This window comes from Geobacillus proteiniphilus, assembly GCF_001908025.1.
GTDB lineage: Bacteria > Bacillota > Bacilli > Bacillales > Anoxybacillaceae > Geobacillus > Geobacillus proteiniphilus.
The window spans coordinates 24,497-49,793 of record NZ_MQMG01000024.1; the positions used below are offsets into that span (position 1 = coordinate 24,497).

Annotated in this window: 25 protein-coding genes and 2 pseudogenes; 5 read left to right on the top strand and 22 right to left on the bottom strand. The window is 53.0% G+C overall.

Annotation, left to right across the window (positions count from 1 at the left end; genetic code table 11):
- Positions 1–45 precede the first annotated feature (45 nt).
- From BRO54_RS09775 to BRO54_RS09800, 5 genes and pseudogenes are all read right to left on the bottom strand, one after another.
- Positions 46–1,587 carry a response regulator transcription factor gene (locus BRO54_RS09775; protein WP_074043814.1) on the bottom strand — a complete coding sequence of 514 codons (1,542 nt, stop codon included), beginning with the start codon at positions 1,585–1,587 and terminating at the stop codon, positions 46–48.
- A complete protein-coding gene (locus BRO54_RS09780; protein WP_074043815.1) occupies positions 1,565–3,034 on the bottom strand; it encodes a sensor histidine kinase in 1,470 nt (489 codons plus the stop codon). Before BRO54_RS09780 ends, BRO54_RS09775 begins: the two co-directional genes overlap by 23 nt.
- A 165-nt stretch (positions 3,035–3,199) precedes the next feature.
- The gene (locus BRO54_RS09785; RefSeq protein ID WP_074043816.1) at positions 3,200–4,213 is read right to left on the bottom strand and encodes a sugar-binding protein; all 1,014 of its coding nucleotides are present in this window, start codon (positions 4,211–4,213) and stop codon (positions 3,200–3,202) included.
- Between the two features lie 512 nt (positions 4,214–4,725).
- Positions 4,726–5,580 carry an Rpn family recombination-promoting nuclease/putative transposase gene (locus tag BRO54_RS09795; protein ID WP_074043817.1) on the bottom strand — a complete coding sequence of 285 codons (855 nt, stop codon included), beginning with the start codon at positions 5,578–5,580 and terminating at the stop codon, positions 4,726–4,728.
- A 72-nt stretch (positions 5,581–5,652) separates the two neighbouring features.
- Positions 5,653–6,051, bottom strand: a pseudogene (locus tag BRO54_RS09800) (family 4 glycosyl hydrolase); the annotation flags it as partial.
- Positions 6,052–6,175: 124 nt separating this feature from the next.
- Here BRO54_RS09800 and BRO54_RS09805 point away from each other — a divergent pair.
- Positions 6,176–6,943 carry a MurR/RpiR family transcriptional regulator gene (locus BRO54_RS09805; protein ID WP_074043818.1) on the top strand — a complete coding sequence of 256 codons (768 nt, stop codon included), beginning with the start codon at positions 6,176–6,178 and terminating at the stop codon, positions 6,941–6,943.
- Positions 6,944–7,278: 335 nt separating this feature from the next.
- Here BRO54_RS09805 and BRO54_RS09810 read toward each other — a convergent pair whose 3' ends face one another.
- The 4 genes from BRO54_RS09810 to BRO54_RS09825 form a co-directional block, all read right to left on the bottom strand.
- The gene (locus tag BRO54_RS09810) at positions 7,279–8,640 is read right to left on the bottom strand and encodes an FAD-binding oxidoreductase (RefSeq protein ID WP_074043819.1); all 1,362 of its coding nucleotides are present in this window, start codon (positions 8,638–8,640) and stop codon (positions 7,279–7,281) included.
- Positions 8,641–8,686: 46 nt separating this feature from the next.
- Positions 8,687–9,664, bottom strand: coding sequence for an alpha-ketoacid dehydrogenase subunit beta (locus tag BRO54_RS09815; RefSeq protein WP_074043820.1), 978 nt, complete (start codon positions 9,662–9,664; stop codon positions 8,687–8,689).
- Positions 9,665–10,744 (bottom strand): pyruvate dehydrogenase (acetyl-transferring) E1 component subunit alpha, encoded by a 1,080-nt coding sequence (gene pdhA, locus BRO54_RS09820; RefSeq protein WP_074043837.1) that lies wholly within the window; start codon positions 10,742–10,744, stop codon positions 9,665–9,667.
- Positions 10,745–10,927: 183 nt separating this feature from the next.
- Positions 10,928–12,235: a dihydrolipoamide acetyltransferase family protein gene (locus tag BRO54_RS09825; RefSeq protein ID WP_074043821.1), complete on the bottom strand. Its 1,308-nt coding sequence runs from the start codon at positions 12,233–12,235 to the stop codon at positions 10,928–10,930.
- A gap of 659 nt (positions 12,236–12,894) precedes the next feature.
- On the opposite strand from BRO54_RS09825, the gene gloA2 reads away from it, so the two are divergent.
- Positions 12,895–13,281 carry an SMU1112c/YaeR family gloxylase I-like metalloprotein gene (gloA2, locus tag BRO54_RS09830; RefSeq protein ID WP_074043822.1) on the top strand — a complete coding sequence of 129 codons (387 nt, stop codon included), beginning with the start codon at positions 12,895–12,897 and terminating at the stop codon, positions 13,279–13,281.
- A gap of 91 nt (positions 13,282–13,372) precedes the next feature.
- The gene (locus tag BRO54_RS09835) at positions 13,373–14,359 is read left to right on the top strand and encodes a Gfo/Idh/MocA family protein (RefSeq protein WP_074043823.1); all 987 of its coding nucleotides are present in this window, start codon (positions 13,373–13,375) and stop codon (positions 14,357–14,359) included.
- A 97-nt stretch (positions 14,360–14,456) separates the two neighbouring features.
- On the opposite strand, the gene BRO54_RS09840 is transcribed toward BRO54_RS09835, so the two are convergent.
- The 5 genes from BRO54_RS09840 to BRO54_RS09860 all read right to left on the bottom strand — a co-directional run bounded on the left by BRO54_RS09840 (position 14,457) and on the right by BRO54_RS09860 (position 17,457).
- Positions 14,457–14,894 (bottom strand): DUF4275 family protein, encoded by a 438-nt coding sequence (locus BRO54_RS09840; RefSeq protein ID WP_074043824.1) that lies wholly within the window; start codon positions 14,892–14,894, stop codon positions 14,457–14,459.
- Between the two features lie 110 nt (positions 14,895–15,004).
- Positions 15,005–15,424: an arsenate reductase (thioredoxin) gene (gene arsC / locus BRO54_RS09845; protein ID WP_074043825.1), complete on the bottom strand. Its 420-nt coding sequence runs from the start codon at positions 15,422–15,424 to the stop codon at positions 15,005–15,007.
- Positions 15,425–15,439: 15 nt separating this feature from the next.
- Positions 15,440–16,507 carry an ACR3 family arsenite efflux transporter gene (gene arsB / locus BRO54_RS09850; protein WP_176202386.1) on the bottom strand — a complete coding sequence of 356 codons (1,068 nt, stop codon included), beginning with the start codon at positions 16,505–16,507 and terminating at the stop codon, positions 15,440–15,442.
- Positions 16,508–16,528: 21 nt separating this feature from the next.
- Entirely contained in the window at positions 16,529–16,876 is a 348-nt protein-coding gene (locus BRO54_RS09855) for an ArsR/SmtB family transcription factor (protein ID WP_074043827.1), read from the bottom strand.
- Between the two features lie 197 nt (positions 16,877–17,073).
- Entirely contained in the window at positions 17,074–17,457 is a 384-nt protein-coding gene (locus BRO54_RS09860) for a DUF1360 domain-containing protein (protein ID WP_074043828.1), read from the bottom strand.
- A 220-nt stretch (positions 17,458–17,677) separates the two neighbouring features.
- Between BRO54_RS09860 and BRO54_RS21000 the strand changes: the two are divergent.
- A pseudogene (locus tag BRO54_RS21000) lies at positions 17,678–17,906 on the top strand (DUF4277 domain-containing protein); the annotation flags it as partial.
- Positions 17,907–18,197: 291 nt separating this feature from the next.
- On the opposite strand, the gene rbsB reads toward BRO54_RS21000, so the two are convergent.
- From rbsB to BRO54_RS09895, 6 genes are read right to left on the bottom strand one after another with little or no spacing between them, the layout of a single operon-like run.
- On the bottom strand, positions 18,198–19,133 hold the full coding sequence (gene rbsB / locus BRO54_RS09870) for a ribose ABC transporter substrate-binding protein RbsB (RefSeq protein ID WP_074043829.1): 936 nt from the start codon (positions 19,131–19,133) through the stop codon (positions 18,198–18,200).
- A 32-nt stretch (positions 19,134–19,165) separates the two neighbouring features.
- Positions 19,166–20,110, bottom strand: coding sequence for a ribose ABC transporter permease (gene rbsC / locus BRO54_RS09875; protein WP_074043830.1), 945 nt, complete (start codon positions 20,108–20,110; stop codon positions 19,166–19,168).
- A complete protein-coding gene (locus tag BRO54_RS09880; RefSeq protein ID WP_074043831.1) occupies positions 20,107–21,600 on the bottom strand; it encodes a sugar ABC transporter ATP-binding protein in 1,494 nt (497 codons plus the stop codon). The genes rbsC and BRO54_RS09880 overlap by 4 nt, the downstream gene beginning before the upstream one ends.
- 33 nt (positions 21,601–21,633) lie before the next feature.
- A complete protein-coding gene (gene rbsD / locus BRO54_RS09885) occupies positions 21,634–22,032 on the bottom strand; it encodes a D-ribose pyranase (RefSeq protein WP_074043832.1) in 399 nt (132 codons plus the stop codon).
- Complete coding sequence (rbsK, locus tag BRO54_RS09890) at positions 22,032–22,925, bottom strand: ribokinase (protein WP_074043833.1); 894 nt, start codon at positions 22,923–22,925, stop codon at positions 22,032–22,034. Before rbsK ends, rbsD begins: the two co-directional genes overlap by 1 nt.
- On the bottom strand, positions 22,922–23,911 hold the full coding sequence (locus tag BRO54_RS09895; protein WP_074043834.1) for a LacI family DNA-binding transcriptional regulator: 990 nt from the start codon (positions 23,909–23,911) through the stop codon (positions 22,922–22,924). The genes rbsK and BRO54_RS09895 overlap by 4 nt, the downstream gene beginning before the upstream one ends.
- Before the next feature lie 290 nt (positions 23,912–24,201).
- Between BRO54_RS09895 and BRO54_RS21045 the strand changes: the two genes are divergently transcribed.
- Entirely contained in the window at positions 24,202–24,426 is a 225-nt protein-coding gene (locus tag BRO54_RS21045; RefSeq protein WP_167367376.1) for a hypothetical protein, read from the top strand.
- Between the two features lie 18 nt (positions 24,427–24,444).
- Here the strand turns inward: BRO54_RS21045 and BRO54_RS20525 are convergent, their stop codons facing one another.
- Positions 24,445–24,561 carry a DUF3789 domain-containing protein gene (locus BRO54_RS20525; protein ID WP_013146530.1) on the bottom strand — a complete coding sequence of 39 codons (117 nt, stop codon included), beginning with the start codon at positions 24,559–24,561 and terminating at the stop codon, positions 24,445–24,447.
- Positions 24,562–24,647: 86 nt separating this feature from the next.
- On the bottom strand, positions 24,648–25,100 hold the full coding sequence (locus BRO54_RS09900) for a VanZ family protein (protein WP_050367906.1): 453 nt from the start codon (positions 25,098–25,100) through the stop codon (positions 24,648–24,650).
- Between the last annotated feature and the right edge of the window lie 197 nt (positions 25,101–25,297).

The following is a 25,297-nucleotide window of genomic DNA, read 5'->3' on the forward strand; positions in this document are numbered from 1 at the left end:
TTGACTCGCCATCCACCTTCCTTGTTGGAGACAGCACTCCCCTTGTCAGCGCGCCAGTACTTTTTTCCGGTATTCGCTCGGCGACAGGCCGGTCTGCTTTTTAAAGACGCGGCTGAAATAGTTTGGGTCGTTGTAGCCGACGAGAAAACAAATTTCTTTTAAGCTTTGATCAGTCTCAGCCAGCGCTTCTTTCGCCCGCTCGATGCGCACGTTCGTCACGTAGTCGATAAAGGTGATGCCAAAATGCTCTTTGAACAGTTTGCTGAAGTAGTACGGACTGATGCCCGCTTGTTCAGCCACTTCCTCAAGCGTCAGCGGCTCGGCGTAATGACGGTCAATGTAGTCTTTCGCCTTGCCGAGTTTGCCATACGCTTGCTGCTGGCGCCAAGCCTCGAGATCAGCGGCGATGCGGTCCAGTTCATCAAGCGCCGCCCGCTTCAATTCTGCCGCCGACCGGCAGGAAGCAAAGGAAGCGAGCCGCTCGTAACGAATGCCCAGCTCCGATAGAAGACGCCCGAGCCACACAAAGGTCTCTTCCGCTTTGCGCCCGGCGGCCGGCAGTGAATGAGAAGAGGCCAGTTCCTCTATATACGTCAGACAGATCATCCGGGCTTGCTCGATGTCGCCAAGGCGCAGCGCTTCAAACAGCCGTTTATCCCGTTCCGCTCCCCCGCCGGCGCGCGTCGCTTCCGCCGGCAGAAACCCCACTTGCGCTTTTTGCCGGTCGGCGTAATAATGTGCGGCCGACAGCGCCTCATAGTACGAGGAACGAAGTTGGTCAAGGCGGGAAAACGGGGAGCCGAGCCCGATATACAGCGCGGCGCCGTACCGGGCCGAAAACTGCCGCGCCAAATCGAGCGCCAATGCCTGGATGACGGGCTTCCAGGCCGGCTCGCCATCGTTTGGGCTGCGGAAAAACAAGACCGGCAGGCGCCGGTTCGCCATCCGCCCGATCCAATAGCGCGTTGGCGCCTGCCCGCTAAGCTGCTTGTCCAGCCATGATTTCCATTCGTCAGCCACCCCTGCATCCGGGAACTGAATGACGAGGAACATCCCCGACGCAATCGAAAACGGCAGCAGCTCCTTCCACCGCTCCCACTCATCAGCCGATACGTCTTCTGTCATGAGGACGGACAGCCATTCGCTTTCCACAAGCGTCTGCAACCGGCGAATCTGCTCCTCGAGCTGGCGGTTGCTCTCCTCGTGTTGCCGCTTGGCCGCCACTTCTTGGCTGACCCGTTCCAAAGCCGAAATGACCTCCTCCTTCCGGCTCGGTTTCAATAAATATTCCTTGACGCCAAACCGCATCGCTTGTTTCGCATAGTCGAACAAATCAAACGCCGACACAATAATGAACTCCAGATCGAGGCCGTCTTGGCGAATCGCTTCGATCGCTTGCAGCCCGTCAAGGCCAGGCATTTTGATGTCAATGAGCATCACATCCGGACAATATTGCTTGGCAATGTCAATGGCCTCGCGCCCGTTGGCGCCCTCGGCGACCACCTCGATGTCCGGAAGGTGGTCGTTAATCATTTTGCAAAGCGCTCTTCGCTCCAACGCCTCATCATCGACGATCGCCACTTTCACCGTTCATCCCCCCTTGCCATCTTGGCAGCCATAACCGCACCGTCGTTCCTTTTCCTGGTGCAGACTCGATTTCGGCCACATCCATCACTCCGTAAAACAGCTGCAGCCGGCGAATGACATTGTGCAAGCCGATGCCGGTCGAATGGCCGCGCCCTTGCTCGCGGCGCGCCGGCGGTTCTTCGCCGCGGATCAACGCATCAAGCTCCGCTTTCACCTGCTCATCCATGCCGACACCATTGTCGCGCACTTCCACAACGACCCGCTCGTTTTCGGCGAAAACGGACACGGACAGCTCGGCTCCCTGCTCGTACGTCTCAATGCCATGGATGAACGCATTTTCAATCAGCGGCTGCAACGTGAGCGGCGGAAGCGGTTGATCGAGGCAAGATGGTTCCGCCTCTAACGAAAACTTGATCCGATCAAAAAACCGCGTCTGCTGGATGAAGAAATATTCACGGGCGATGCGCACCTCATCGGCAAGCGTCACCGTCCGCTGCAAATCGCCCAAGTTGTAGCGCAAAATGGCCGCCACCGCTTCAATCAGCCGCGACGTTTGCTGGGCGTTCTCCAAGTACGCCATCTTCGCGACCGTGTTCAGCGTATTGAATAAAAAATGCGGATTGATTTGGCTTTGCAAGCTTTTGAGTTCCAGTTCCTTCACCAGCCGGTCGAGCTCAGCCTTTTGTTTCATCTCCGCAATCAGCTGCTTTAAATTGCGGCGCATGTCATTAAACGTGATCGTCAACAGCCGCAGCTCATCGTTGGTCATCGGCTCAATATCCGGCCCGTCCAGCCGCCCGTCAGCGATGGATCGGGCAGCGCGCGAGAGAAGAATGATCGGCTTCGTTAAGTGGCCGGAAAAGAACACCGCCAGCAAGGCGCCAAGCAACAACGTCGTGACAAACAATCCCATCCCCATATAGCGGAAATAGCGGTTGCGCCGCTCCACTTCATCGTACCGCCGTTGGTAGGCCGTCAGCTCATCGTCAATCAAGTTTAACGTTTCCTCTTGCAAAAAGGACGCAATGTTCATCGTTTCATGCAAGTGGGACGAGTACAAGCCAATATTTCCGGCTTGAAAATGATAGACCGTCAGCGCCGCCTCCTCCAGCAAACTTTCAATCATATGTTCATAGTTTTCCGCCGCCAGCCGGTCGGACAGCACTGGCAAGATGGCGCCGAGCTGCCGGCGGTGTTGCTGCAGCCAGCGGAACTCCCGCTCATAAGCGCGTGCATACCGTCCTTCTTTTTCCGAGACGTACGCATTGAGCTGTTCCATCATTCGGTTTGCCCGCTGCGACACCTCATTCAGCAACAACAATCGGCGCATCCGTTGATCATAATCGCTCATCATCTCTTCGCTCGTCTGATACAAAAGAAACACCGCTCCGTTAAGCAAAAGCAAAAAAACGGTAAAACAAAGCAGCATCTTCGTCCGAATGTTCATCTGGATTCCACCCCGCTGTCACCGGCGCTTTGTTGCCTGCATCGCCCTGCCGCTTCAAGCCGAACGTGTTCGAACGTCAAGGACGGCCGTCTCTCATGCTTTAGCGGCGTTCGCCAACCTTCCTCCGCTTTCAGCCCCCTCCCTACGGAGGCCTGGCAGGCACCTTCATGGCGTGTTGACCTCATAATTGCGCGCCGGGCGCAGCGGCAAGTCTTTTTTCCGAATGACTTTCGTCTCCGTATTCGTCACCGCCGGCACGTCTCTCCCGGCAACGATCTGGGCCATCATGTTCACGGCCCGATATCCCATTTCATACGGCTCCTGCACCACGGTCGCCGCAATCGTTCCTTTTTGCAAATAGCGGATCGTCTCAGGAAGCGTATCAAAACCGATAATATACGTCTTTTGCTCCCGGTGAAACTGCTCGACCACCTTGGCAACGCCAATCGCATCAAGCGCGCTCGTGCCGTAAAACGCATTCACATCCGGGTGCTTTTTCAAAATCGTATACGCCTTTTCCGCGGCTTGCACACGCGTAATGTGCGACTCTTCGATGGCGACGATGCGGATGCCTTTTTCCTGTCTCACCGCATCCTCAAATCCGCGCACTCGCAGCTGTTGGTGCGCCGCCGTCAAACTGCCGGTAATAATCGCAACCGTTGCCTTGCCCTTCGTATCCTCAGCTAACGCCCTTCCTGCGAGAAAACCGGCATAATAATTATCCGTCCCCACATAGGCGACACGTCGGCTCGTCGGGGCATCCGTATCGATCGTCACCACAGGAATATTCTTGTCCGTGATTTCGTTAATCACCGGGACAAATTCCGCTTCCGTCAACCCTTGTGTGATGATTCCATCGACTTTCGCTGCCGCCGCCTTTTTTAAAATGCGCAAATGCTCATCAATATTCGCCTGCCGCGGGCCGATATACTCGAGATCAACCCCCAGTTCTTTCGCCGCCGCTTTCGCTCCTTTTTCCACCAACCGCCAGTAATCATTATCGAGTTCCTCCGGCACAAGCACGAAATGGTATGCATCTTTTGTTTTTGCCGGAACCCGTTCCTTCTCTGGCTCCGGATATGCATACACGTTCCAAGCGCAATAGGCGGTGAAGGAAGCGCTTGCAAGCAGCGCGGCGATGCCGCCGCCGTAAAACAGCCGTTTCCACCAATCGCGCATCTTGATCCCTCCTACCGCCATTGTACACGAATGACGGGGCGCTAGCCTAGACAAAAGAAAATGGATGCCGTGTCTCTCCCTTCTTCCCGCCCTGCCGCGGCCGCACAGCCTCTGCTTCTCGATGGCAGCAAAAGCTGTATAGATGCAACGAAGAAGTTTAACATATCCTTGACGGAAAAGCGGTTTGTCCATTTTCGACTGTCGAAGGCAAGCCTGTGGCTTGCCCCGTCACGCCAAGGCGTGACGGAAGACCGAACAACCGCCTGCTTCACAGACCCATATATGGGTCTGGAAGCGGCGTTGTTCGGTCGCCCGACAGTCGATCAAATACTTGGTAAAAGCTGCAAATGGTAAAGCTTCAAATTGCATCTATATGAAATACAAATAGGGTTCAGCCCGGCCGGCATCATCCGCCATGCGGCAATGGCCATGCCCATCATCAAGCGCAGAGTGAGCAAAAAACGCCGTTCCGAAACAGGCTCGCTGCATCGGAACGGCATCTCCCCATTTTTTTACTCTTTCAACTTTTCCACTGCCTCCACCGGCAACCCGGTCAACTCACAAATCGTCGGCACGTCGTACCCTTTCGCCAACATCCGCTTGGCCACGTCCATTTTCCCTTTTTCCATCCCTTTTTCCATTCCCTGCCGCTCGTATGAGATCAGGAGATCGTTCACTTTTTTCGCTTCCTTCGTTTCCATTTGGCTCACCTCGTTTCGCAATTGGATTTCCTCTTGTTCGGACAGCGTCAAATACGTCTCGAAAAACCGAAACAACAGCCGCTGCCTCGCCTCGTCAAGCTCCAGGCGGACGAGCAGGCGCAAAAATTCTTTTTTCACTTCAACCTTTTCGCTTTCATTATACCCCATTTTGCTTAACAAGGCGGCGGCAACCGGGTTGTCGCGGCGAATGTACTCGCGCCATGGCAGTTTGCGAAGTTCAACAGTAAGAAAGCGGAAATCGACAACGGTTAGGAACGGAAACTTGATGGTGAACGAGGACGGTTCATCGCGGTGTTCGTCATAGCTGAAGATGGCAATGGGAAGAATGCGGCGACGGTATTTTTGAAACAAGCGGCTGACATAAATGAACATGCGCTCGGGAAACGTCGGCTGCGTGTAGCTTTGATGTTCGATATGCACGATGATCAGCCCGTCTTCCCCCTTCAACTTCGTTTCGACCAATAGATCCACACGGTGCTTTTCGCCGGCTACCACATCCGTAAACACCTCTTCGGACAAAAATGAGACGTGGCGGAAGTCGATTTGTTCATACACGTGCGGGAAAAAAAGAAGCAAAAACTCTTCAAAAAACGTCGACAACAACTCCTTAAACAGCCGGTCGTGGTCGATTCGTGTTTCGGACACGGTCTCCCTCCTTGTGATATTTGAACTTCCTTTATTTTATTCGCCGCGCCTTGGGCAAAATCCTGCCGAAAAGGCTGGTGAAAAAATGACCGGAATCGTCCGCAATCCCTTAAACAATCCGCCCGGGCCGTTTGTCTCCTGGCCGATCACCCCGTACTTGAGCGGAATGCGCTCGTCTTTCGCCCGCGCCTCAAGACCTCCGACGCGAAACTGCGTCGTGACAAAGTCAGCCCCGTCAAGCGCCCGGCGGCGATCCAAAGTCAAATGAATCTCGATCGGCACGCCAGCTTTTTCAACCATCCGTTTGGCAAGTGCGCCGACGATTTCAAGTTTTTCTTTGCCTTCCGGAATATCGACAAGCCACAATTCCCCGACCGGCAATTCATGATAACGCTTGATCAACCCTTCGACCAATTCCGGCGTGTAGCTCGATCCGCCGCCGATCGTCGCCATTTTCAATCGTTTATCCATATTCCTCTTCCCCTTTCGCCCTGTTGGGCATGGTATAATCAATGTAGGAATCAACCAGTGGGCTTGAAAGCGCCATCCTTTCCCAGCCATCGCACGTTCCGTCCCATGAAAGCGAGGTGTCCCGATGTTCACTCCCGAACAAATCGCCCAGTTTTCCGAGCTCGATTACGCCATTTACGACTACGTGATGAAACACCCGCATGAAGTCGCGTACATGCGCATCCGCGAGCTCGCCGAAGCCGTCCATGTCTCGTCGCCGACTGTGCTCCGTTTTTGCAAAAAGGTCGGATGCGAAGGGTTCAGCGAATTTAAGACAAAATGGAAGCTGTATTTGCGCGAGACAAAGCGAACGTCAATCATCAACAGTCAAGAGGCGCTTAAAGAATTTTTCGAGCGGACGCTGACCGCCGATTACGAGCGGACCATTCTGGAGGCGGCAGCCGCGATCGCCCAAGCGGAGCACGTCATTTTCGTCGGATCGGGCAGCTCGGGCATTTTGGCCGAATACGGCTCCCGCTATTTTTCCGCCTTTCAAAAGTTTTCCGTCTACATCAAGGACCCATTTTTCCCTATTTACGGCCATTATTTCCACAACTGCGCTGTCATCGCCTTGTCGGTGTCTGGAGAGACGTCATATACGCTCGCCCAAGTGCACCGACTCAAGGAAAACGGCAGTACGATCATCAGCATCACCAACCGGAAACATTGCACACTCGCGAACATCTCGGACTACAACTTGACATACTACACCACGCCGGAGCGGATCGGACAGACGGATGTCACAACCCAGCTCCCGGTCATCTACTTGCTCGAACGGTTAGCGAAAGAAATGTATCGGCTGCTGGGACGGAAGACGGAAACGATCGGAAAGGACAGCAGCCCAACCGTTTGAGCCCAGCTCCGCTGATCGCGGCAACGCCATCGCCTTGTTGTTGGCTCCATCTACTATTACTAAACCGCGCCTGAGGGCAAAAGTAAAGGGAATGGCGCCCCGTTGTAACAAAAGGAAAACGAAAAACAACTTTTTCTATGTTGTAACGCTATGTTACAAGGGCGAGAACGGGCTGTGCATACAAGGGTTAGCGGACAATGCGTTTGTTTTTTTAAACTCAGCCTTGACACTTTTGTGTTGTTTGAGGCGCGCTTAGCGGATTTCTCCTTTGCACCGCCCGCCGATCAAAAGAAAAATCCCCGCCAACAGGCAGGGATGCAGAGCGTCCGCTATGATCAAAAAATTTTCCCCGGATTGAGAATGCCGTTCGGGTCAAACAGCTGTTTCAACCGTTTCATCCAAAGCACGGCGTCTCCTTTTTCTTCACGCAAAAACGCCCGTTTGCCAATGCCGATGCCGTGCTCTCCCGTGCACGTGCCGCCGCGCGATAAGGCATAGCGGACGATATGGGCGTGCACGCGTTCGATCCGCGCCATCTCATCCGCATCGTTCGGGTCAAAGGCAAGCACCGTATGGTAATTGCCGTCGCCGACATGGCCGAAAATCGCGGCGGTCATATTCTGCTCGTCAACGAGCCGACGTGTATCGGCGATCGCCCCCGGCAGCTCGGACAGCGGCACGCACACATCTGTTGAGAGCATCGCCTTGCCTGGATAGGCGGCTTGAATGGCGAACGCCGCATGGTGGCGCGCTTCCCAAAGCTTCGCGCGGGCGAGCGAGTCGGTCTCGACCACAAACGAAACCGCCCCCTCCGCTTCGCACAATTCGTTGACAAGCTTTGTTCCGTCCTCGACGCTTGATGGGCTGCCGCTCAGTTCGATAAACAACGTCGGTTTCACCGGATAATCGGTTTTTTTGTACGCATTGACCGCCGCGATCGTCGCCTCGTCAACGAGCTCGATTTTCCCCGGACCGACGCCGGCTTTCAGCACGGCAAACGCCGCTTGCGCTGCCGCCTCGAGCGATGGGAAGCACGCTTTGATAGCGTTTGTCGCCTCCGGAATGCCATGCAGGCGGACAATAAGGCGGGTGAACACGCCAAGCGTCCCTTCCGACCCGACGAACAAGCCTGTCAAATCATAGCCGGCCGACGATTTCACCGCCAAGCTGCCCGTTTGAATGACCGAACCGTCAGCGAGCACCACCTCAAGGCCAAGCACTTGATCGCGCATGACGCCGTATTTCACGCAGTTCGTGCCGCTCGCGTTCGTCGCCGCCATGCCGCCGATCGTCGCGTCCGCCCCCGGATCGACCGGGAAAAACAACCCATATCGCTTAAGCGCCTCATTCAGTTGCAGCCGCGTTACTCCCGGCTCGACGATGGCGAGAAAATCGTCCGGGCGAATGTCGATGATGTTGTTCATCAACGTCAAATCCAAGCTGATGCCGCCCGCAACCGGGATGACATGCCCTTCCAAGCTCGTGCCGGCGCCAAACGGCGTAACAGGAATGCGGTGCTCGTTGGCAAACGCCATCACCCAGCTCACTTCCTCTGCCGTCTTCGGAAAGACAACGACATCAGGCGCATGCGGCGCATGGTAGGCGATGCCTTTGCTGTGGTGTTCGAGCACCGTTTCATTGACGCTCACCCGCTCGCGGTCGCCGATCAATTCAAGCAGTGATTCGTATACGCTCATCGTTCTCCCCCTTATCGATGGGATCAGCGGACGTACCGCCCATCGGCTAATAACGCAGCAACGTGTGAATCCCTTCCGCAATACGCTCGGCGTTCGGCAGCCAATCATCTTCCACCGACGGCACCGGATACGGCGTGTCGTAGCCGGCGATGCGCACGATCGGGGCCGAGAGAGCGAATAGCGCCCGCTCGCTGATCAAGGCCGCCACTTCGGCGCCAAATCCCCCCGTTTTCACCGCCTCGTGAACGATCATCACCCGCCCTGTTTTTTCCACCGAGGCAATGATCGTGTCGATATCAAGCGGCTGCAGGCAGCGAAGGTCGATCACCTCCGCATTGACCCCTTTCGTTTGCATCTCGGCGGCAAGTTTGGCGACAAGCGGCACCGTCGGCCCCCACGTGAGGATCGTCACATCGTCTCCTTCTTTGACGACCCGCGCTTGGCCGAGCGGAATCGTGTACGGTTCTTCCGGCACCTCCATGCGAAACGCCCGATACAGCTTCATCGGCTCCAAAAACAAAACCGGGTCTTCATCGCGAATGGCGGAAATCAATAGCCCTTTCGCATCGTAAGGATTGGACGGCATGACCACTTTTAAGCCCGGGGAATGGGTAAACAGCGCCTCGAGCGCATCCGAATGCAATTCGGGCGTCCGCACCCCGCCGCCGTACGGGCTGCGCACAACGATCGGGCACGAAAACCGTCCGGCGGAGCGGAAGCGGATGCGTGCCGCCTGGGCCGCAAGCTGGTCCATCGCCTGGTACACAAACCCGAGAAACTGAATTTCGGCAATCGGCCGCATTCCGTTGATCGCCAAACCGATTGACGTGCCGATAATGCCCGATTCCGCAAGCGGCGTATCAAACACACGCTGGTCGCCAAATTGCTCAAGCAGCCCGTCCGTCGCCCGGAAGACGCCGCCGTTTTCGCCGACATCTTCGCCAAGCACGATGATGCGCGAATCGCGCTCCATCTCCTGGCGCATCGCTTCATTGATCGCTTCAATCATCGTCAGCTCGGCCATTTATCTCACCCCGCTCCGTTGTTTGCGCCGCATCACTTCTTCTTTTTGCTCGGCAAGCAATTTTGGCGCCTCGCTGTACACGTAATCGAATACATCGACAATCGAACCGGACTTGCTGGCGATGGCCGCCTCGTACGCCGCCGTCACTTCGTCATTCACTTGGGCGACAAGCGCTTCTTCTTGCGCTTCCGTCCATAATCCGCGCCGTTCCAAAAGCACTCGCAGACGGTGAAGCGGATCTTTCGTCCGCCATGTTTCAACCTCTTCCGGCCGGCGGTATTTCGTCGGGTCGTCCGCCGTCGTGTGCGGCCCAAGCCGATAGGTGAGCGCCTCGATCAACATGGGACCCTCGCCGCCGCGGGCGGCTTCAACCGCTTGTTTCATCGTTTCATAAACCGCCAGCACGTCGTTGCCGTCAACGAGCACTCCTTTCATCCCGTAAGCGAGCGCTTTTTGCGCGATCGTCCGGCTTGCCGTCTGTTTCCGGTACGGGACGCTAATGGCGTACTGGTTGTTTTGGCAGAAAAAGATGACCGGCACGTTGTACACCGCGGCAAAATTCATCGCTTCATGAAAATCGCCCTCTGACGTCGCGCCATCGCCGAAATAAGCAACCGATACTTGCGATTCGCCTTTCAATTTCGACGCCCACGCGCAGCCGACCGCATGAAGCGTCTGCGCCGCGATAATGATTTGCGTTGGGAAAATGTTCAATCCTTCCGGCATCCGCTTTCCCGACAGGCGGCCCTGCACATAATGGAAAAACTGCTCAAGCGGCATGCCATGCATCAAGCAGACCGCCACTTCGCGGTAGCTCGGGAAAATCCAGTCGTCTTTTCGAAGCGCAAGGGCGCTTCCGATTTGCGCCGCCTCTTGACCGCTAAACGGGGCATACGTCCCGATCCGCCCTTGCCGCTGCATGCGAAGCAGCCGCTCATCAATGACGCGCGCCCGCCGCATTTCCCGGTAGGCACGAAGCAGCCACTCATCGGAAAACGCCGCTAACTTCTCCTCATCGCCGTTTCCGTTTTCATCGAGAATTTGCACGATCTCGACCTGCAGTTCGTTTGGATCCAACATGCGATCCCCTCCCATCGTTTCGTGATCGAGCATGATCTTCGTTCGTTCCTTGCCGGCGCAAGAAAAACGAGGAAAGTGATGAACAGCAGCGATTGCTTCAACAAAATGTGTCCTTACATTTCAGATGGAATTTCTCAAGTTGCGTCACCGACCTTCAAAAGATATCGAACACCTCGGCGCCGCCTACCGCACGTCCAACAACAGCACTTCCGGATTCTCCAAATAGTGCGCCACCGTCCGCATAAACCGCCCGGCCGGCTCTCCGTCAATGACGCGGTGGTCAAACGTAAGCGACATTCCCATCATGTCGCGAATGACGATTTCATCATCCACAACGACCGGACGCCGTTTGATGGCATGCACCCCTAAAATGGCCACTTCCGGATAGTTGATGATCGGCGTCGCAAACCAGCCCCCGCCCGCCCCGGTGCTCGTGATCGTAAACGTGCTTCCTTGCAGCTCCTCAAGGCGAAGCGCCTGGCGGTGCGCTTTTTCTGACAGTTCGGCGATTTCGATGGCGAGCTCGCGGATCGATTTTTGATCGGCGTCACGGATGACGGGGACGACGAGCCCAGCTTTCGTCGCCGTCGCGATGCCGATGTGATAGCGCTTTTTCAGCACGATTTCATTCGTCTCTTCATCGAGCGAAGCGTTAAACATCGGATATTGCTTCAGCGCCCTTGTCACCGCCTTGATGACAAACGGCAAATACGTCAGCTTGATGCGTTCTTCCGCCAACTGACTGGCAAGGTGCTTGCGGATTTCCACAAGCTTCGTGACGTCCACCTCGTCCATGCCGGTCACATGCGGCGCCGTGTACATCGATTTCACCATTTTTTCGGCGATTTTTTTGCGCAAGCCTCGAAGCGGGATTCGCTCTTCTTCTTCAAACACCGCGTCCAAACTCGCGATGGACGTCCATGCGGCTATACTCTCCTGCCGTCCTCCGGCCGCACTCGCGCTGCCGGTCGGCAGAACGCCGGCTTCGTTCGCTTCCCTTCTTGCCACCTCCGCCACCGCCGCAGCTGCTTCCCGTTCTCTGACATACCGCTCCAAGTCGGCGAGCGTCACCCGGCCGCCTTCGCCCGTTCCTTCCACTTCATCGATCGGAACGCCCATTTCCCGCGCCCGCTTGCGCACAGACGGCGCGGCAATCGCCCGCTTGCGCGCAGGACGAAGGAATTCTCCACGCAGGGCAGGCACAGGCTCCCGAGCCGAACCGTCGGCCGACGCTGCTTCGGCCGTGACCGCCGCCTCAGTTTCCACGACAATCAACGGCTCCCCAACCTTCACCGTCGCCCCTTCCGGCCCGGCAAGCACCACCACTTTCCCCGCCACTGGCGTCGTCATTTCGACCATCGCCTTATCCGTTTGAATTTCGGCAATCGGCTGATCGGCCTTGACCACATCCCCTTCGCGAATGAGCCAGCGGATGATTTCCGCTTCATGCAGCCCTTCGCCGATGTCTGGCAATTTAAATTCGTAGATCATGCGATATCCCCTTCCCCTTGTTCTCATGTTGTGATTGGAAACAAAAACAATGGTGCGGCATCGATGGTGTGGCAATCATGAGGCAGTATAACGGTTAAGCGCTTACAAAAAACGTGGTAAGAACTCATTTTTTCTGCCAAAATATCAAATGAATATTTTAAATTTTCTAACCTACAAGGTTTATGATAGTATATAGATGTTCAAGCTGTCAATATAAGGAGAGCGGACATTTTTCGCCTGCTTCGACAATCATCGACAGCCGTTTCCATTATCGCAAAATAATAACTCCCGGTTCGATTCGCCCCAAACATCGAAAGCTGGCGGAAAACGATACCGGTTTCATCGGTGGGGAGGCCGCTTTTTGACGACATCCCAGAGGGCTGGTGAAAAACGACCGATTTCGCCGAACCCGTTGCTTTCGGCTGAAAGAGAAGCGTTGATTTTACAGGACTTCTCAATTTGAGAAGAGAGTCCGTTTTCCGCGACTTTTCACTAAATCACCAGCCTTCTAGAAGGCCGATGAAAAATGGCTGTCACGCGCAAATCAGCGGCATTTTTTCAAAAAAGAAGTTGGTTCTACAAGGTTTCCCTAATTGGAGAACGGACCAGTTCAACGGTATTTTGCAATACATCACCCGTCTTATAGAGGAGGAATCGACATGCGTCTCACCACGATTCACCATATCGCCATTATTTGCTCGGACTATGAGCGGTCAAAACGATTTTATACGGAAATTCTCGGATTTCGCCCCATCCGGGAGCAATACCGCGCCGAGCGCCGCTCGTACAAACTCGATTTAGAAGCCGATGGCGGCATTCAGATTGAGTTATTCTCCTTCGAAAACCCGCCAAAGCGCCCAAGCTACCCGGAAGCGTGCGGACTGCGCCATCTTGCTTTGGCGGTGGACAACCTCGATGAAGCCATTGCCTACTTGCGCCAACATGGCATTGATACCGAACCCGTCCGTGTTGACGAAGCGACCGGAAAACGGTTCACCTTCTTCCAAGATCCGGACCGGTTGCCAATCGAACTATATGAAATATAATGGGAAAGGCGCATCGGCTAAAGATCAATGCAAAGCCTCGTCGGTTGATTATGGTACAATGATGGTCGATGACATCAAAGGGGGAATCAACATGGTCCGATTTGCTACAATCGGAACGAACTGGATTACAGAAGCCTTTATCGAAGCCGCGCGTCTCATTGACTCATTTGAGCTCGCCGCCGTCTACTCGCGGACGGAGGAAACAGCAAAGCGGTTTGCCGACAAAGTCGGGGCTCCGCGGACGTTCACCGACTTGCAAAAGCTGGCCGAAAGCGATGACATTGATGCCGTCTATATCGCCAGCCCGAACGCATTTCACGCCGAACAGGCAATTTGGCTCATGAATCACGGCAAACACGTCTTGTGTGAAAAACCGTTCGCCTCGAACGCCAAAGAAGCAAAGGCGATGATCGAAGCGGCCGAGCGAAACGGCGTCGTGTTGATGGAAGCGATGAAGTCAACGCTCATGCCGAACTTTGCGTCCATCCGCGAGCACTTGCCGAAACTCGGCCGCATCCGCCGCTACGTGGCGAACTATTGCCAATACTCGTCGCGCTATGACGCTTATAAACAAGGAACGGTGCTTAACGCCTTCAACCCCGCTTTCTCGAACGGGGCGCTGATGGACCTTGGCGTCTACTCCCTGTATCCAATGGTCGTCTTATTTGGCAAGCCGGAAAACCTCAAAGCGCATAGCGTCAAGCTCGAATCAGGGGTGGACGGCGAAGGCTCGATCGTGCTTCATTACGGGGACATGGACGCGGTCGTCTTTTATTCGAAAATCACGAACTCGCACTTGCCTTCGGAAATTCAAGGGGAAGACGGAAGCATGATCATCGACGCCATCCATACGCCAGCGAAAGTCGAAATCCGCTACCGCGACGGGCGCATCGAGGACATCACCGTCCCGCAAGATAAACCGCCGATGTATTACGAGGCGGAAGAGTTTATCCGTTTGATCGAAAGCGGGGAACGGGAGTCTGCCATCAACTCGCACCGCCATTCGCTTTGGACGATCGAAATCATGGACGAAGCGCGCCGACAAACTGGGATCGTGTTCCCGGCCGATCAGCGGTAAGGAAAAAGGTTCCAACCTAGTCTGCAATGAGGCTCGGTTGGAACTCTTTTTCTTTCTGTCTCATTGGATTTCCTTGGCTTCCGATAAGCCATGGCTGTTACCTTCTGCTAAAATACGGACCAAGCCATCCGCTTTCATGCGTGACGACAAACGTCCAGTTGAACCCACTGTCAACCACGTAGAGATCCATCCTGCCGTTTCCCGCGGCCAAGTCGGCAGCTTTCAAGCTAGAAGCATCCTCCACTTTGAACCCATCATCATGATGTTGAAAGAAAAGATAGCAGCACGTTTTCTCTTCGCGATCAAACGCCATTTCCGCTTCTTCTCCTGTGAAACAGCCTCTCATCCCATAGCTGAACACGTGCCATAAGTAGCCGTTGCCCCCATTGCAATTATGAAAGTGGATGCTCCGTTTTTCTTCGACGGTCAAATGGCCGGCAAATACTTCTTCCCACCGTTGCCTCCATTTCGCTCCGACGCCAGATTGTTTACTGATTTTGATATTTCGGCGCACTAGCTTATGAAAGAAATCCATTCAGTTCTCCCCTCAAGTAATGGAATAAAATCCTTCGCTTCCCATCCGCCTCGCACTCTATGCACGGCAGTCTTCCCCGCTCGCCCTGTTCCCATGCACCGGCGCTGTCTCTATTCTCCCGTCTCGGCAAACCGGCGGATGCGCGCGCCAATTTCATCGCGGACGCGGCGGAACACGGCGAGTTTCTCCTCTTCCGTCCCTTCCGCTTTCGCCGGATCGTCGAATCCCCAATGGACGCGCTTCACATGCATTGGTACGACCGGGCAATGGTCAGCCGCATGGCCGCACAGCGTCACGACCAAATCGGCGCAATTCAATATATCCGGATCAATGACGTCAGACGTTTGGTTCGAAATATCGATGCCGACTTCCTTCATCACCTTCACCGCGTTCGGATTGAGGCCATGCGCTTCAATCCCGGCGCTGTACACCTCCCATTCGTCACCAAGAAGTTGTTTCGCCCAGCCTTCCGCCATTTGACTGCGGCATGAGTTTCCGGTGCATAAGAAATAAATGATTTTTTTCTTCATCGTTGATTCCCACCTTTACTTTGATGTTGGAGCAGCAGAGGAAAAATACTTTCGCTGAAACGCCAATGCTACGTTGACAAGCGCCAGCATCACCGGCACTTCAATCAGCGGGCCGATGACCGCCGCAAACGCCGCGCCCGAATGAATGCCAAACACCCCAACCGCCACAGCAATGGCCAGCTCAAAGTTATTGCTCCCCGCCGTAAACGCCAGCGTCGTCGACACCGGGTAGCCAGCCCCTAACTTTTTCGCCAAAAAGAATGAAACAAAAAACATCACAACAAAATAAAGCAGCAACGGAATGGCAATGCGCACAACATCGAGCGGCAAGCTGACGATCATATCGCCTTTGAGCGAAAACATCACCACGATCGTAAACAAGAGCGCAACGAGCGTCAGCGGGCTGATTTTCGGCACAAACACCGTGTCATACCATTGCCGCCCTTTCGCTTTGACAAGCACAAACCTTGTCGCCATGCCGGCGAGAAACGGGATGCCTAAGTAAATAAACACCGATTTCGCCACTTCCGCCATCGTGATCTCGACAACGGCTCCCTCAAGCCCGATCCATCCAGGAATGACCGTCACAAATACGTACGCATACAGCGAGAAAAACAGCACTTGAAAGAGCGAGTTGAAAGCGACAAGCCCTGCCGCATATTCCGCATCCCCTCGCGCCAAGTCGTTCCAGACGATGACCATGGCGATGCAGCGGGCGAGACCGATTAAAATCAAGCCGATCATATACTCCGGCTTGTCAGGCAAAAAGATGACCGCCAACAAAAACATGAGAATGGGGCCGATCACCCAGTTTTGCACGAGAGACAAAACGAGCACTTTCACATCTTTGAACACGCGCCCCATCTCTTCGTAGCGCACTTTCGCCAGCGGCGGATACATCATCAAAATCAAACCGATCGCAATTGGAATCGACGTCGTGCCGACTTGCAGACGATTCAATCCATCCACCAGCCCCGGAGCCCAAATCCCGATTCCAATCCCGGCCGCCATCGCGAGAAAAATCCATACCGTCAAAAAGCGATCTAAAAACGACAACCGCTTCGGTTCGCAACAATCCACCATCATTCACCTCGTCATTCCACATCAGCACCCGCAGCGGACCGCGGGATTCGCTTTTTCGATTTTGCGGATGTTTTCATCTTGATCCGGAACGTACGACAACACCGCTTGCAACAATGAGTAGTATTCGCTTTGCGGCCGGAGCGAATAATACACCCATTGCCCTCGCCGCTCCTCTTGGATCAGCCCAGCATCTTTCAACTTGCGAAGATGCTGGCTGATCGCCGGCTGGCTGGTCGAAAACACTTCAAGCAGCTCGCACACGCAGCACTCCCGCTGATTCAAAATCGCCAAAATCGTCAGCCGCGTCGGATCGCCGAGCAGCTTCAACACCCGAGCGGCCGCTCCTATCTCCATTGCGAGTTGCGGCATATCACCCCTCCGTTCATCATCATATAATGATTTACTTATATAAAAACGAACATCCATCATGAAACGGCCACGCCGACCAATGAAATGGTTTCCGTCAATCAGTATATAATTAAATGCTTATATAAGTCAACCATGATGTATCGACAAAAGCAAGAAAAGCGGGCGTGCCGCATTTTTCCGCCGCACGCCCGCAAATGTCAGTCCATCCGCTTTTTCGCCGCCGACAACAGATCGATCGCCTTCGTCCCCACCCCGACAAACGTCTCCAAAATCGCCTGCGCCCCGGCGATTGAAAAGACAAAAATAAACGGCATGGCGATCTTCGGGATGAATAAATACCCAAGCGCGAGAAAAACCGCGCTCCACACCCCCGCGCACCAGTAACAGTTCAACAAATAGCCGAATTTCGATTTCGGCACTTTCTTGATTTCCGTACTCCCGTCCTCGTGTTGGATTTTCTCTTTTTTCATGAACGGATTGCGAATAAATTCCGTGATTTTATCAAAGACGATCAAGTGGGTGAACCGATAGCTGGCTAAAATGATCATGATGTACGTCATCCAGTCAAGTTCGCGAAGCATGGCGGGTCCCTCTTTCTCATTTTTTCCCTAATGTAAATGAAAAAACATTCACTTTACGACTTCCTCTTGTCGGACAAGCGTTCATCACGTTATGCTATGAGTAGTTTTATCTGGCGGGGGAAATTTTATCTCACATTTCACACCCTCTCGACAAAAATCGGGAGGATTTTTTCGTTCCGATGTCGAATCAATTCTTGATACACAAGGAAAGCAAAGGAATTTGCACACCACGGATGTTCGAATTCGGACGATTAATGAAAGCTCCTATTTGAATATCCATAAGCACCATCTTCAAAGATCTTGACCTTCTCCAGCTGATGGACCGTCTGATTCCGGTTGATCCTCAATGCCAAACCCAAGCCAGCGATGTGGTGGGGCTGCTCATCTTGGATATCTTAAGCGGCCGGCAAGCGCTGGTTCATCGAAAACGGTGGGCACATGACATCGATTGGCTCAAGCACGTCTAACAGGATAAAGAACGACTAGCGATGGTAAAAAAAGGATTGCCATCACTAGTCGTGTTGGTCAAAAAATTATTCCGAAAAACTAAATGAAAAATCCTTTGTTTTGACCCTGTTAAGGTGCGAAATGTGAGGTATAATATTGACAGGCTGCTCATTGAACGATGTATCTAATTTTATAAATGTCCTCTAGCACATCATCAATTGATTGAATATTAAAATACCCATGGTGTTAGTTGAGCGTCAGAGCTCAACTAACACCACGGATAAAATTCCATATTATTGCCCTTGAACCAACTCGAGCGGAACGGGGATAAATTTATCCACTTTCTCCCCTTTGTGAACGCGAATGGCGGCTTCCACAGCCTTTTCGCCAATTAATGCCGGTTTTTGCGCGACCGTCGCCGCCATTTTGCCTTCTTTCACGGCTTTGACTGCGTCATCTGTCGCATCGAATCCGACCACAAGGACGTTGTTCATTCCATGCGCTTGCAAGGCCTCCAACGCCCCTAAGGCCATTTCGTCATTATGGGCAAAGACCGCTTGAATGTCTTTATGGCTTTGCAAAATGTTTTCCATGACTGATAACCCTTTGGCCCGGTCAAAATCTGCCGCTTGTTTGGCCACAACTTTCATATTGGCTGCTTTGTCAATCACTTGGTGAAATCCTTCTCCACGTTCACGAGCCGCCGAGGAACCAGGAATCCCTTCCAATTCCACAATGTTTCCACCGTTTTTCAAGTGGTCGACAATAAATTGTGCCGCCATTTTCCCACCGGCCACATTGTCAGAAGCGATATGGGTGACCACTTTCCCGCCGTCCGCGCTACGGTCGACGGTAATCACTGGAATGTTGGCGCTGTTCGCCGATTCAATCGCAGAAGTCACGGCGCTCGAGTCCGTCGGGTTGACCAAAAGCACATCGACCTTTTGCTGGATCAAGTCTTCAATATCGTTAATTTGTTTCGCCGAATCATTTTGGGCATCGACCACAATCAATTCTGCCCCTTCGTCCTTGGCGGCTTTTTCAGCCCCTTCTTTTAATGTGACAAAGAACGGGTTGTTCAAAGTGGAAATGGACAAACCGATTTTGACTTCTCCGTCATGTTTCGTTTTCCCTTTGTCGCTCGATGCGTTGTTCTGGTCGAGCGAACATCCACCCAACACGCCTCCCGCAAGCAACAATGCCGCCAATAACCCCACTGCTTTTCTCATTTTGATTCCCCCTTGTTTTTTGATAAAATCTATCATGCTTCTTTGCGGCGGTCTAACAGCACCGCAAGAAGAATGACCGCTCCTTTGATTACTTGCTGATAAAACGACGACACATTGAGCAAATTCAATCCATTGTTCAATACACCGATAATCAAGGCGCCGACTAACGTGCCGAAAATCCAGCCTCTTCCTCCTGACAAACTGGTGCCGCCTAAGACAACGGCCGCAATGGCATCCAACTCGTACGCCGTTCCCGCTGTCGGCTGCGCGGAATTCAAACGGGAAGTTAAAATGAGCCCCGCCAAAGCAGATAACGTCCCTGTTAGTGCATACACATATATTTTGAGTCGATCAACGCGAAGTCCCGATAGACGGCTCGCTTCTTCGTTCCCCCCAACCGCGTACGTATGGCGGCCAAATGTAGTCTTTTTCAATACCACATACAAAGCGATATAGACCATGAGCATCAATATAATAGGTACGGGAATGCCGAAGAAATAACCGCGCCCCATCATCTGAAACATGATGTCATCAGACGCAAACCCTGTAATCGGGCGACCGTCCGTGTAAACGAGAGTCAAGCCGCGAAACGCCGTCATGGTCGCCAGCGTGGCAATAAAAGGAGCCACTTTTCCTTTAGTGATGATCACCCCATTCAACACTCCCATTACCATACCCGCTAATAGGCCCACCAGTATAGCGACAAAACCATTAATTCCTTGCGCCATCATTCCTGCTGTGATAGCGCTTGATAACGCCAACACCGAACCGACGGATAAATCAATGCCTCCCGTTAAAATGACAAACGTCATGCCAAAGGCGATGAGCGCGTTAATCGATACTTGCCGCAGGAGATTGAGCCAGTTGTCCATCGTCAAAAAGTCATCGCTCAATATGGAAAGCACGATGCATAGCAGAAACAATCCGATGAGAGGCCCTAGTTTTTTCACATCCCATTTTCGCTTTGCTTCCATCATCGATTCCCCCCTGTCGCCGCCCGCATGATGGTTTCTTGATCCAGGCCGTCGTTTTCCAAGATCGCTTGCACTTTCCCTTCATGGACGACCATGACGCGGTCGCTCATGCCCAATACTTCCGGCAGTTCAGAAGAGATCATAATGATCGCGACGCCTTGGGCGGCCAATTCATTGATCACTTCATAAATCTCTTTCTTTGCCCCGACATCCACGCCGCGAGTCGGTTCATCCAAAATGAGAATGCGCGGGTTCATCGCCAGCCATTTGCCGAATACGACTTTTTGTTGATTCCCGCCGCTCAATGCTTTCACGGGTAAATCTGGGGAAGAGGCTTTAATATTCAACAGGTGGATCAATGACAACACCACGTCCCATTCTTTCGATGACTGGATGAATCCCGCTGTTGCTAATTGTTCCAACTTCGGCAAGGTCAAATTCTCATGGACGCTCATCTCGAGGACGAGTCCTTTTTGCTTTCGGTCTTCGGTAATCATGGCGATGCCATGTTCTACGGCTTGTCGCGGAGAACGGATGCGCACAGGGCGCCCGTCGATATAGATGTCTCCTTCATCGAATGGTCTGGCGCCGAAAATCGCTTCCATGATCTCGGTTCGCCCCGATCCCATCAGTCCCGCCACACCAAGCACTTCACCGGCTCGCACGGAAAACGATACATTCTCAAACAACCCTTTTTTCGTGAGCCGCTCTACGCGCAGCCGTTCTTCTCCGATCGTGACGCGCCGTTTTGGAAAACGTTCCCCAATTTGCCTGCCGACCATCATTTGAACAATTTCATCGAAGTTCGTTTCCTTTACTCGTTTCGTTCCGATAAACTGGCCATCGCGGAGAACCGAAATCCGGTCGCAAATGGTAAAAATCTCTTCCATCCGATGAGAAATGTACACGATCGCGACGCCTTGCTGCGTCAATGTGCGAATGACAGAAAATAAAGCCTGAATTTCCCGTTCCGTCAGCGCCGCTGTCGGTTCATCCATAATAAGGCACTTCGCATTCGTCGAAATGGCCCTGGCAATTTCGATCATTTGCTGTTTTCCGACAGACAACCGACCGGCGAGTTCTCGTGGGTCAAGGTCCATCCCTAATCTCCGCAAATAGGAAGCGGCCTGTTGCTCCATTTCTTTATAACGAATGACACCCGTTCTCCCGATTTTCGGCTCGCGGCCAAGAAAAATGTTTTCGGCCACCGTCAATGTTGGAATGACATTCAACTCTTGATGAATCACGACAATCCCGTCGCGTTCCGCCTCTTTCGGATGACGGTAATGCACTTCGCGCCCGTTGACAACAATCGTTCCCCCATCCCGCTCATAAATGCCGGTCAACACCTTGATGAGCGTCGATTTCCCCGCTCCGTTCTCTCCCATCAACGCATGCACTTCTCCAGGAAGCACTTCAAAATCAACGCCATTCAGAACGATATTGCCGCCAAACGATTTTTGAATCGACCGCATTTCAATCAAGGGCCTCATCGTTTCTGCCCTCCTTTTCCTTCAGAAATCTTTCTATGAAAAGTTCACACCGGAACGCAGAATGATATTGGCATAGGGAGTTGCCTCCCCCGTTCGAATCACTGCTTTCGCCTGCTTCGTCATCACTTTGAATTGTTCGTGGGGAACAAACTGCACAGGCACACCACCCATTCTTGCCCTGATGCTTTCGTATAGATCCGGATTCTGGTCTTTGATCTCCTCGGCTAGTACGATTGCTTCAATTTCCAATTCATCAACAACCGCATCCAATACGGATAAAAAGGGCGGAACCCCTTTGACGAGAGACAAGTCGATGCGCGCATTTTCATTCGGAATCGGCAGCCCGCAATCGGCAATCACGATCGTATCGGTGTGCCCGAGCGAGGCAAGCAGCGTGTTCAATTCTTTATTCAAAATCCCGCGTTTTTTCATCACTGACTCTCCTTCTGTTTGGACAAAAATGACTCGACCTCTTGCCGTCTCGGCATCCCAGCTTGCGCCCCTAGTTTCGTCACCGACAAGGCCGCCGCCGCATTGGCAAACCGACACGCTTCATCAAGCGGCTTCCCTTCCGCCAGCGCCACGGCAAGCGCACCGTTAAACGTATCGCCCGCGCCCGTCGTATCCACGACTGGAACTTGGAAACTTGGAATGAGCCGTTCTTGTCCGTCTTGCCAAATGCGCACCCCTTTTGCCCCTTCGGTGACAATCAGCTTATCGGCAAACGCTTCTTCGTCCATCTTGTCAAACAAAATAGTCCGTTCATGTTCATTGGGCGTCAAGAAACTCGCCTGCTCGAGCACCGACGGCGGCAGCGGCTGGGCTGGAGCTGGGTTGACGATGACGCGCACGCCATGGCGATGAGCGATCGAAACCGCCCGTTCCACAACGGAAAGCGGAATCTCGAGCTGCAATAAGCAAACATCGCTTTCGGCGATCACGGATTCACATGAATCGAGATCTTCCGGCGTAAGCGCATAATTCGCCCCAGGAACGACAATGATCCGGTTGTCCCGCTCAGAAATCGTAATGGAAGCAATGCCTGTATGTTCATGTGTAACCGGTTTCACATGATCGACGGAAATACCTTCGTATCGCAGCAAACGGACGAGCTCCTTGCCGAACGAGTCATCGCCAACAGCGCCAATCATCCGAACGTTGGCGCCGAGGCGGGCGGCGGCCACCGCCTGGTTCGCCCCTTTGCCGCCGGGAGTGGTGAGAAACTGTTCGCCTAAAATCGTCTCTCCTTGATTGGGAAAGCGCACCGCCACAGTGACTAAGTCCATGTTGATGCTGCCGATCACCGTAATGGTTGGTTTGTTCATGTCGTTTTCCTCCTTGATGTCGACTGTCGCACCATCAGTTGAACCGGAAGTTGATAATGGAGCTTCTCAAGCGGCTTCCCCTCAATTTGTTTAATTAAAATTCTTGCCGCCATGGCCCCCATTTCGTAAATAGGCTGAGACACGGTCGATAGTTCGGGTGTTGTCATTTCCGTCAGCGGGATGCCGTCGTAGCCAATAATGGCAATATCATCCGGAACCCGCAGCCCGCATTGCTGAACCGCTTTCAAAGCACCGACCGCCATCGCGTCGTTGCCGGCAAAGATCCCGTCCATATCATGTTCAGCCAACGCGGCCATCACCGCTTCTTTCGCCTGCTTCAACTGGTAATTCCCTTGAATGACGAGCTGACGATCTCCCAACCCTAACGCCCTCATTTCATCTTGATAGCCGCGGAAACGCTCCATGGCGTTCACCACGTGGTTGGGCCCTTGAATATGGGCAATCCGCCGGCAGCCCACTTCATACAAATGCCGCGTCGCTAAACGAGCTCCCTCGTAATTATCCGCGACCACCGACGGATAACGCTCATGCAACGGACGGTCGAGCACGACAATCGGAACATCCCATTCCTCAACTTCTTCCGGCGCTAACTGATTAGTGGTCAAAATGACGCCGTCCACATATTTTTGCTTTAACACTTCGATGTATTCTCGTTCTTTTTCTACTTTCTCATCCGAATTGCATAGAATGACCGTATAGTCATAAATATTCATCACATCTTCCACCGCGCGAACGAGCTCGGGAAAGAACGGGTTCGTAATATCCGGGACAATCAATCCGACGGTTTTGGATGTTTTTTTGAACAAAGCTCTCGCCACTTCATTCGGTTTATAATTGAGCTCTTTCATCGCCTGTCTAACCCGTCTTTCCGTTTCCTCATTAACATATCCATTTTGATTTAGCACCCGCGAAACGGTGGCGACGGAGACACCTGCACGCTTTGCCACATCACGAATCGTTGCCATGTTCGATTCCTTCTTTTATGTCTATGTGTAACCGGTTACACATAGTATATCCTATTTTTTGTGCGCCATCAAGCTATTTTTTGCGCTGATCCTCATGTTATACGCTCTTTTCCATGTGAGCCGTGTTGTGATTTCCCAAGAACATGGTTATAATAAGAATAGAAAAGCATACGATACAAAACAGGACATTGGCAACCGCCAATGCCCTGACCAACACGCACGGTTGCTGCAAGAAGTGCAGTCGCCCAGAAACAGGCAGAAGTAACCCACCCTCACCTAGGCCGAGCAGGGTGGGTTACTTTTCTTTTGATACCGCAATGACTGCTACGACCAGCGACGCAAACGAAATCATTAGCGACAACGCCTCCGCAACAGTCATCATCCAGCAGCCCCCCCTTTCATCAAGGGAGTTGCCACTGCCCACCCTGCATCAAACCGTGCATCTTTATTCGATCATTTTTGTTCCTAGCAACCAATATGTCTTGGAAAATTTAGGACGTTCGGTCATTGCCTAACGTCCCTCTGCAAGCTTCTCACTTTTCCCTCCACCGTTCGCTCGCTTCATCCGCCCGTTTCGCGGCCACCATCATGCTCATGATGACGAGCATCACGAACGAGCCGACAAACATTCCCGCGATAAACGCGACCATGACTCTCTCTCCCTTTTCTCGCAAACTTGTTATTTGCCATTCTTTCCTTTTACATCTAAGCCGATACATCGGGAGAGCTTATTCTATTATACGCCGCGTTTGACCGCACGATGCTTTGTCCTTAACCAATGGCGGCAAACAAAGACGATCAAAAGCGCAATCAGCGCCCCGCACGAATCAATCGCCACGTCTTTTGGCGTCGCCGTCCGCCCTGGTTCAAACGATTGGTGCCACTCATCGGTCGCCGCGTAGGCGGTCGCAAACAGCCAAGCGCCTGCATACGCAAACCGCTTGGGCGACAGCGCCCGCCATACAAGCGCGGCCAAAATGCCAAACTCCGTCAAATGCGCCGCTTTGCGAATCAAAAAGTTCAAAAATGACGGCCCCTCTTCATCCCCGCCGCCAAACGACAAGTACGATAAAATCATCTGCAGCACATGCGCCGTATTCGCCCCAGTGAACCAGGAAGACTCGCTGAACGTGTAAATGACGACACACCAGAGAATGACGGGGAGCCAGCGGGAAAGGAAATCTCTCATCGTTTCACCTGCCAACAACCTTTTTACCAACAAAACAAGGGGCCTAAACAACAAACGAAAGTAGACACCTTGTTCGCTAAACCCTTTACCATCATAACAGGAATGGTGATATTTTTCCATTTTCTTTTTTCAAAGCTGCTTCACCATTGTTTTAAAATCGTTCGCTCACAGGCTGGGAAGAAGACTTCTTTTCCGTT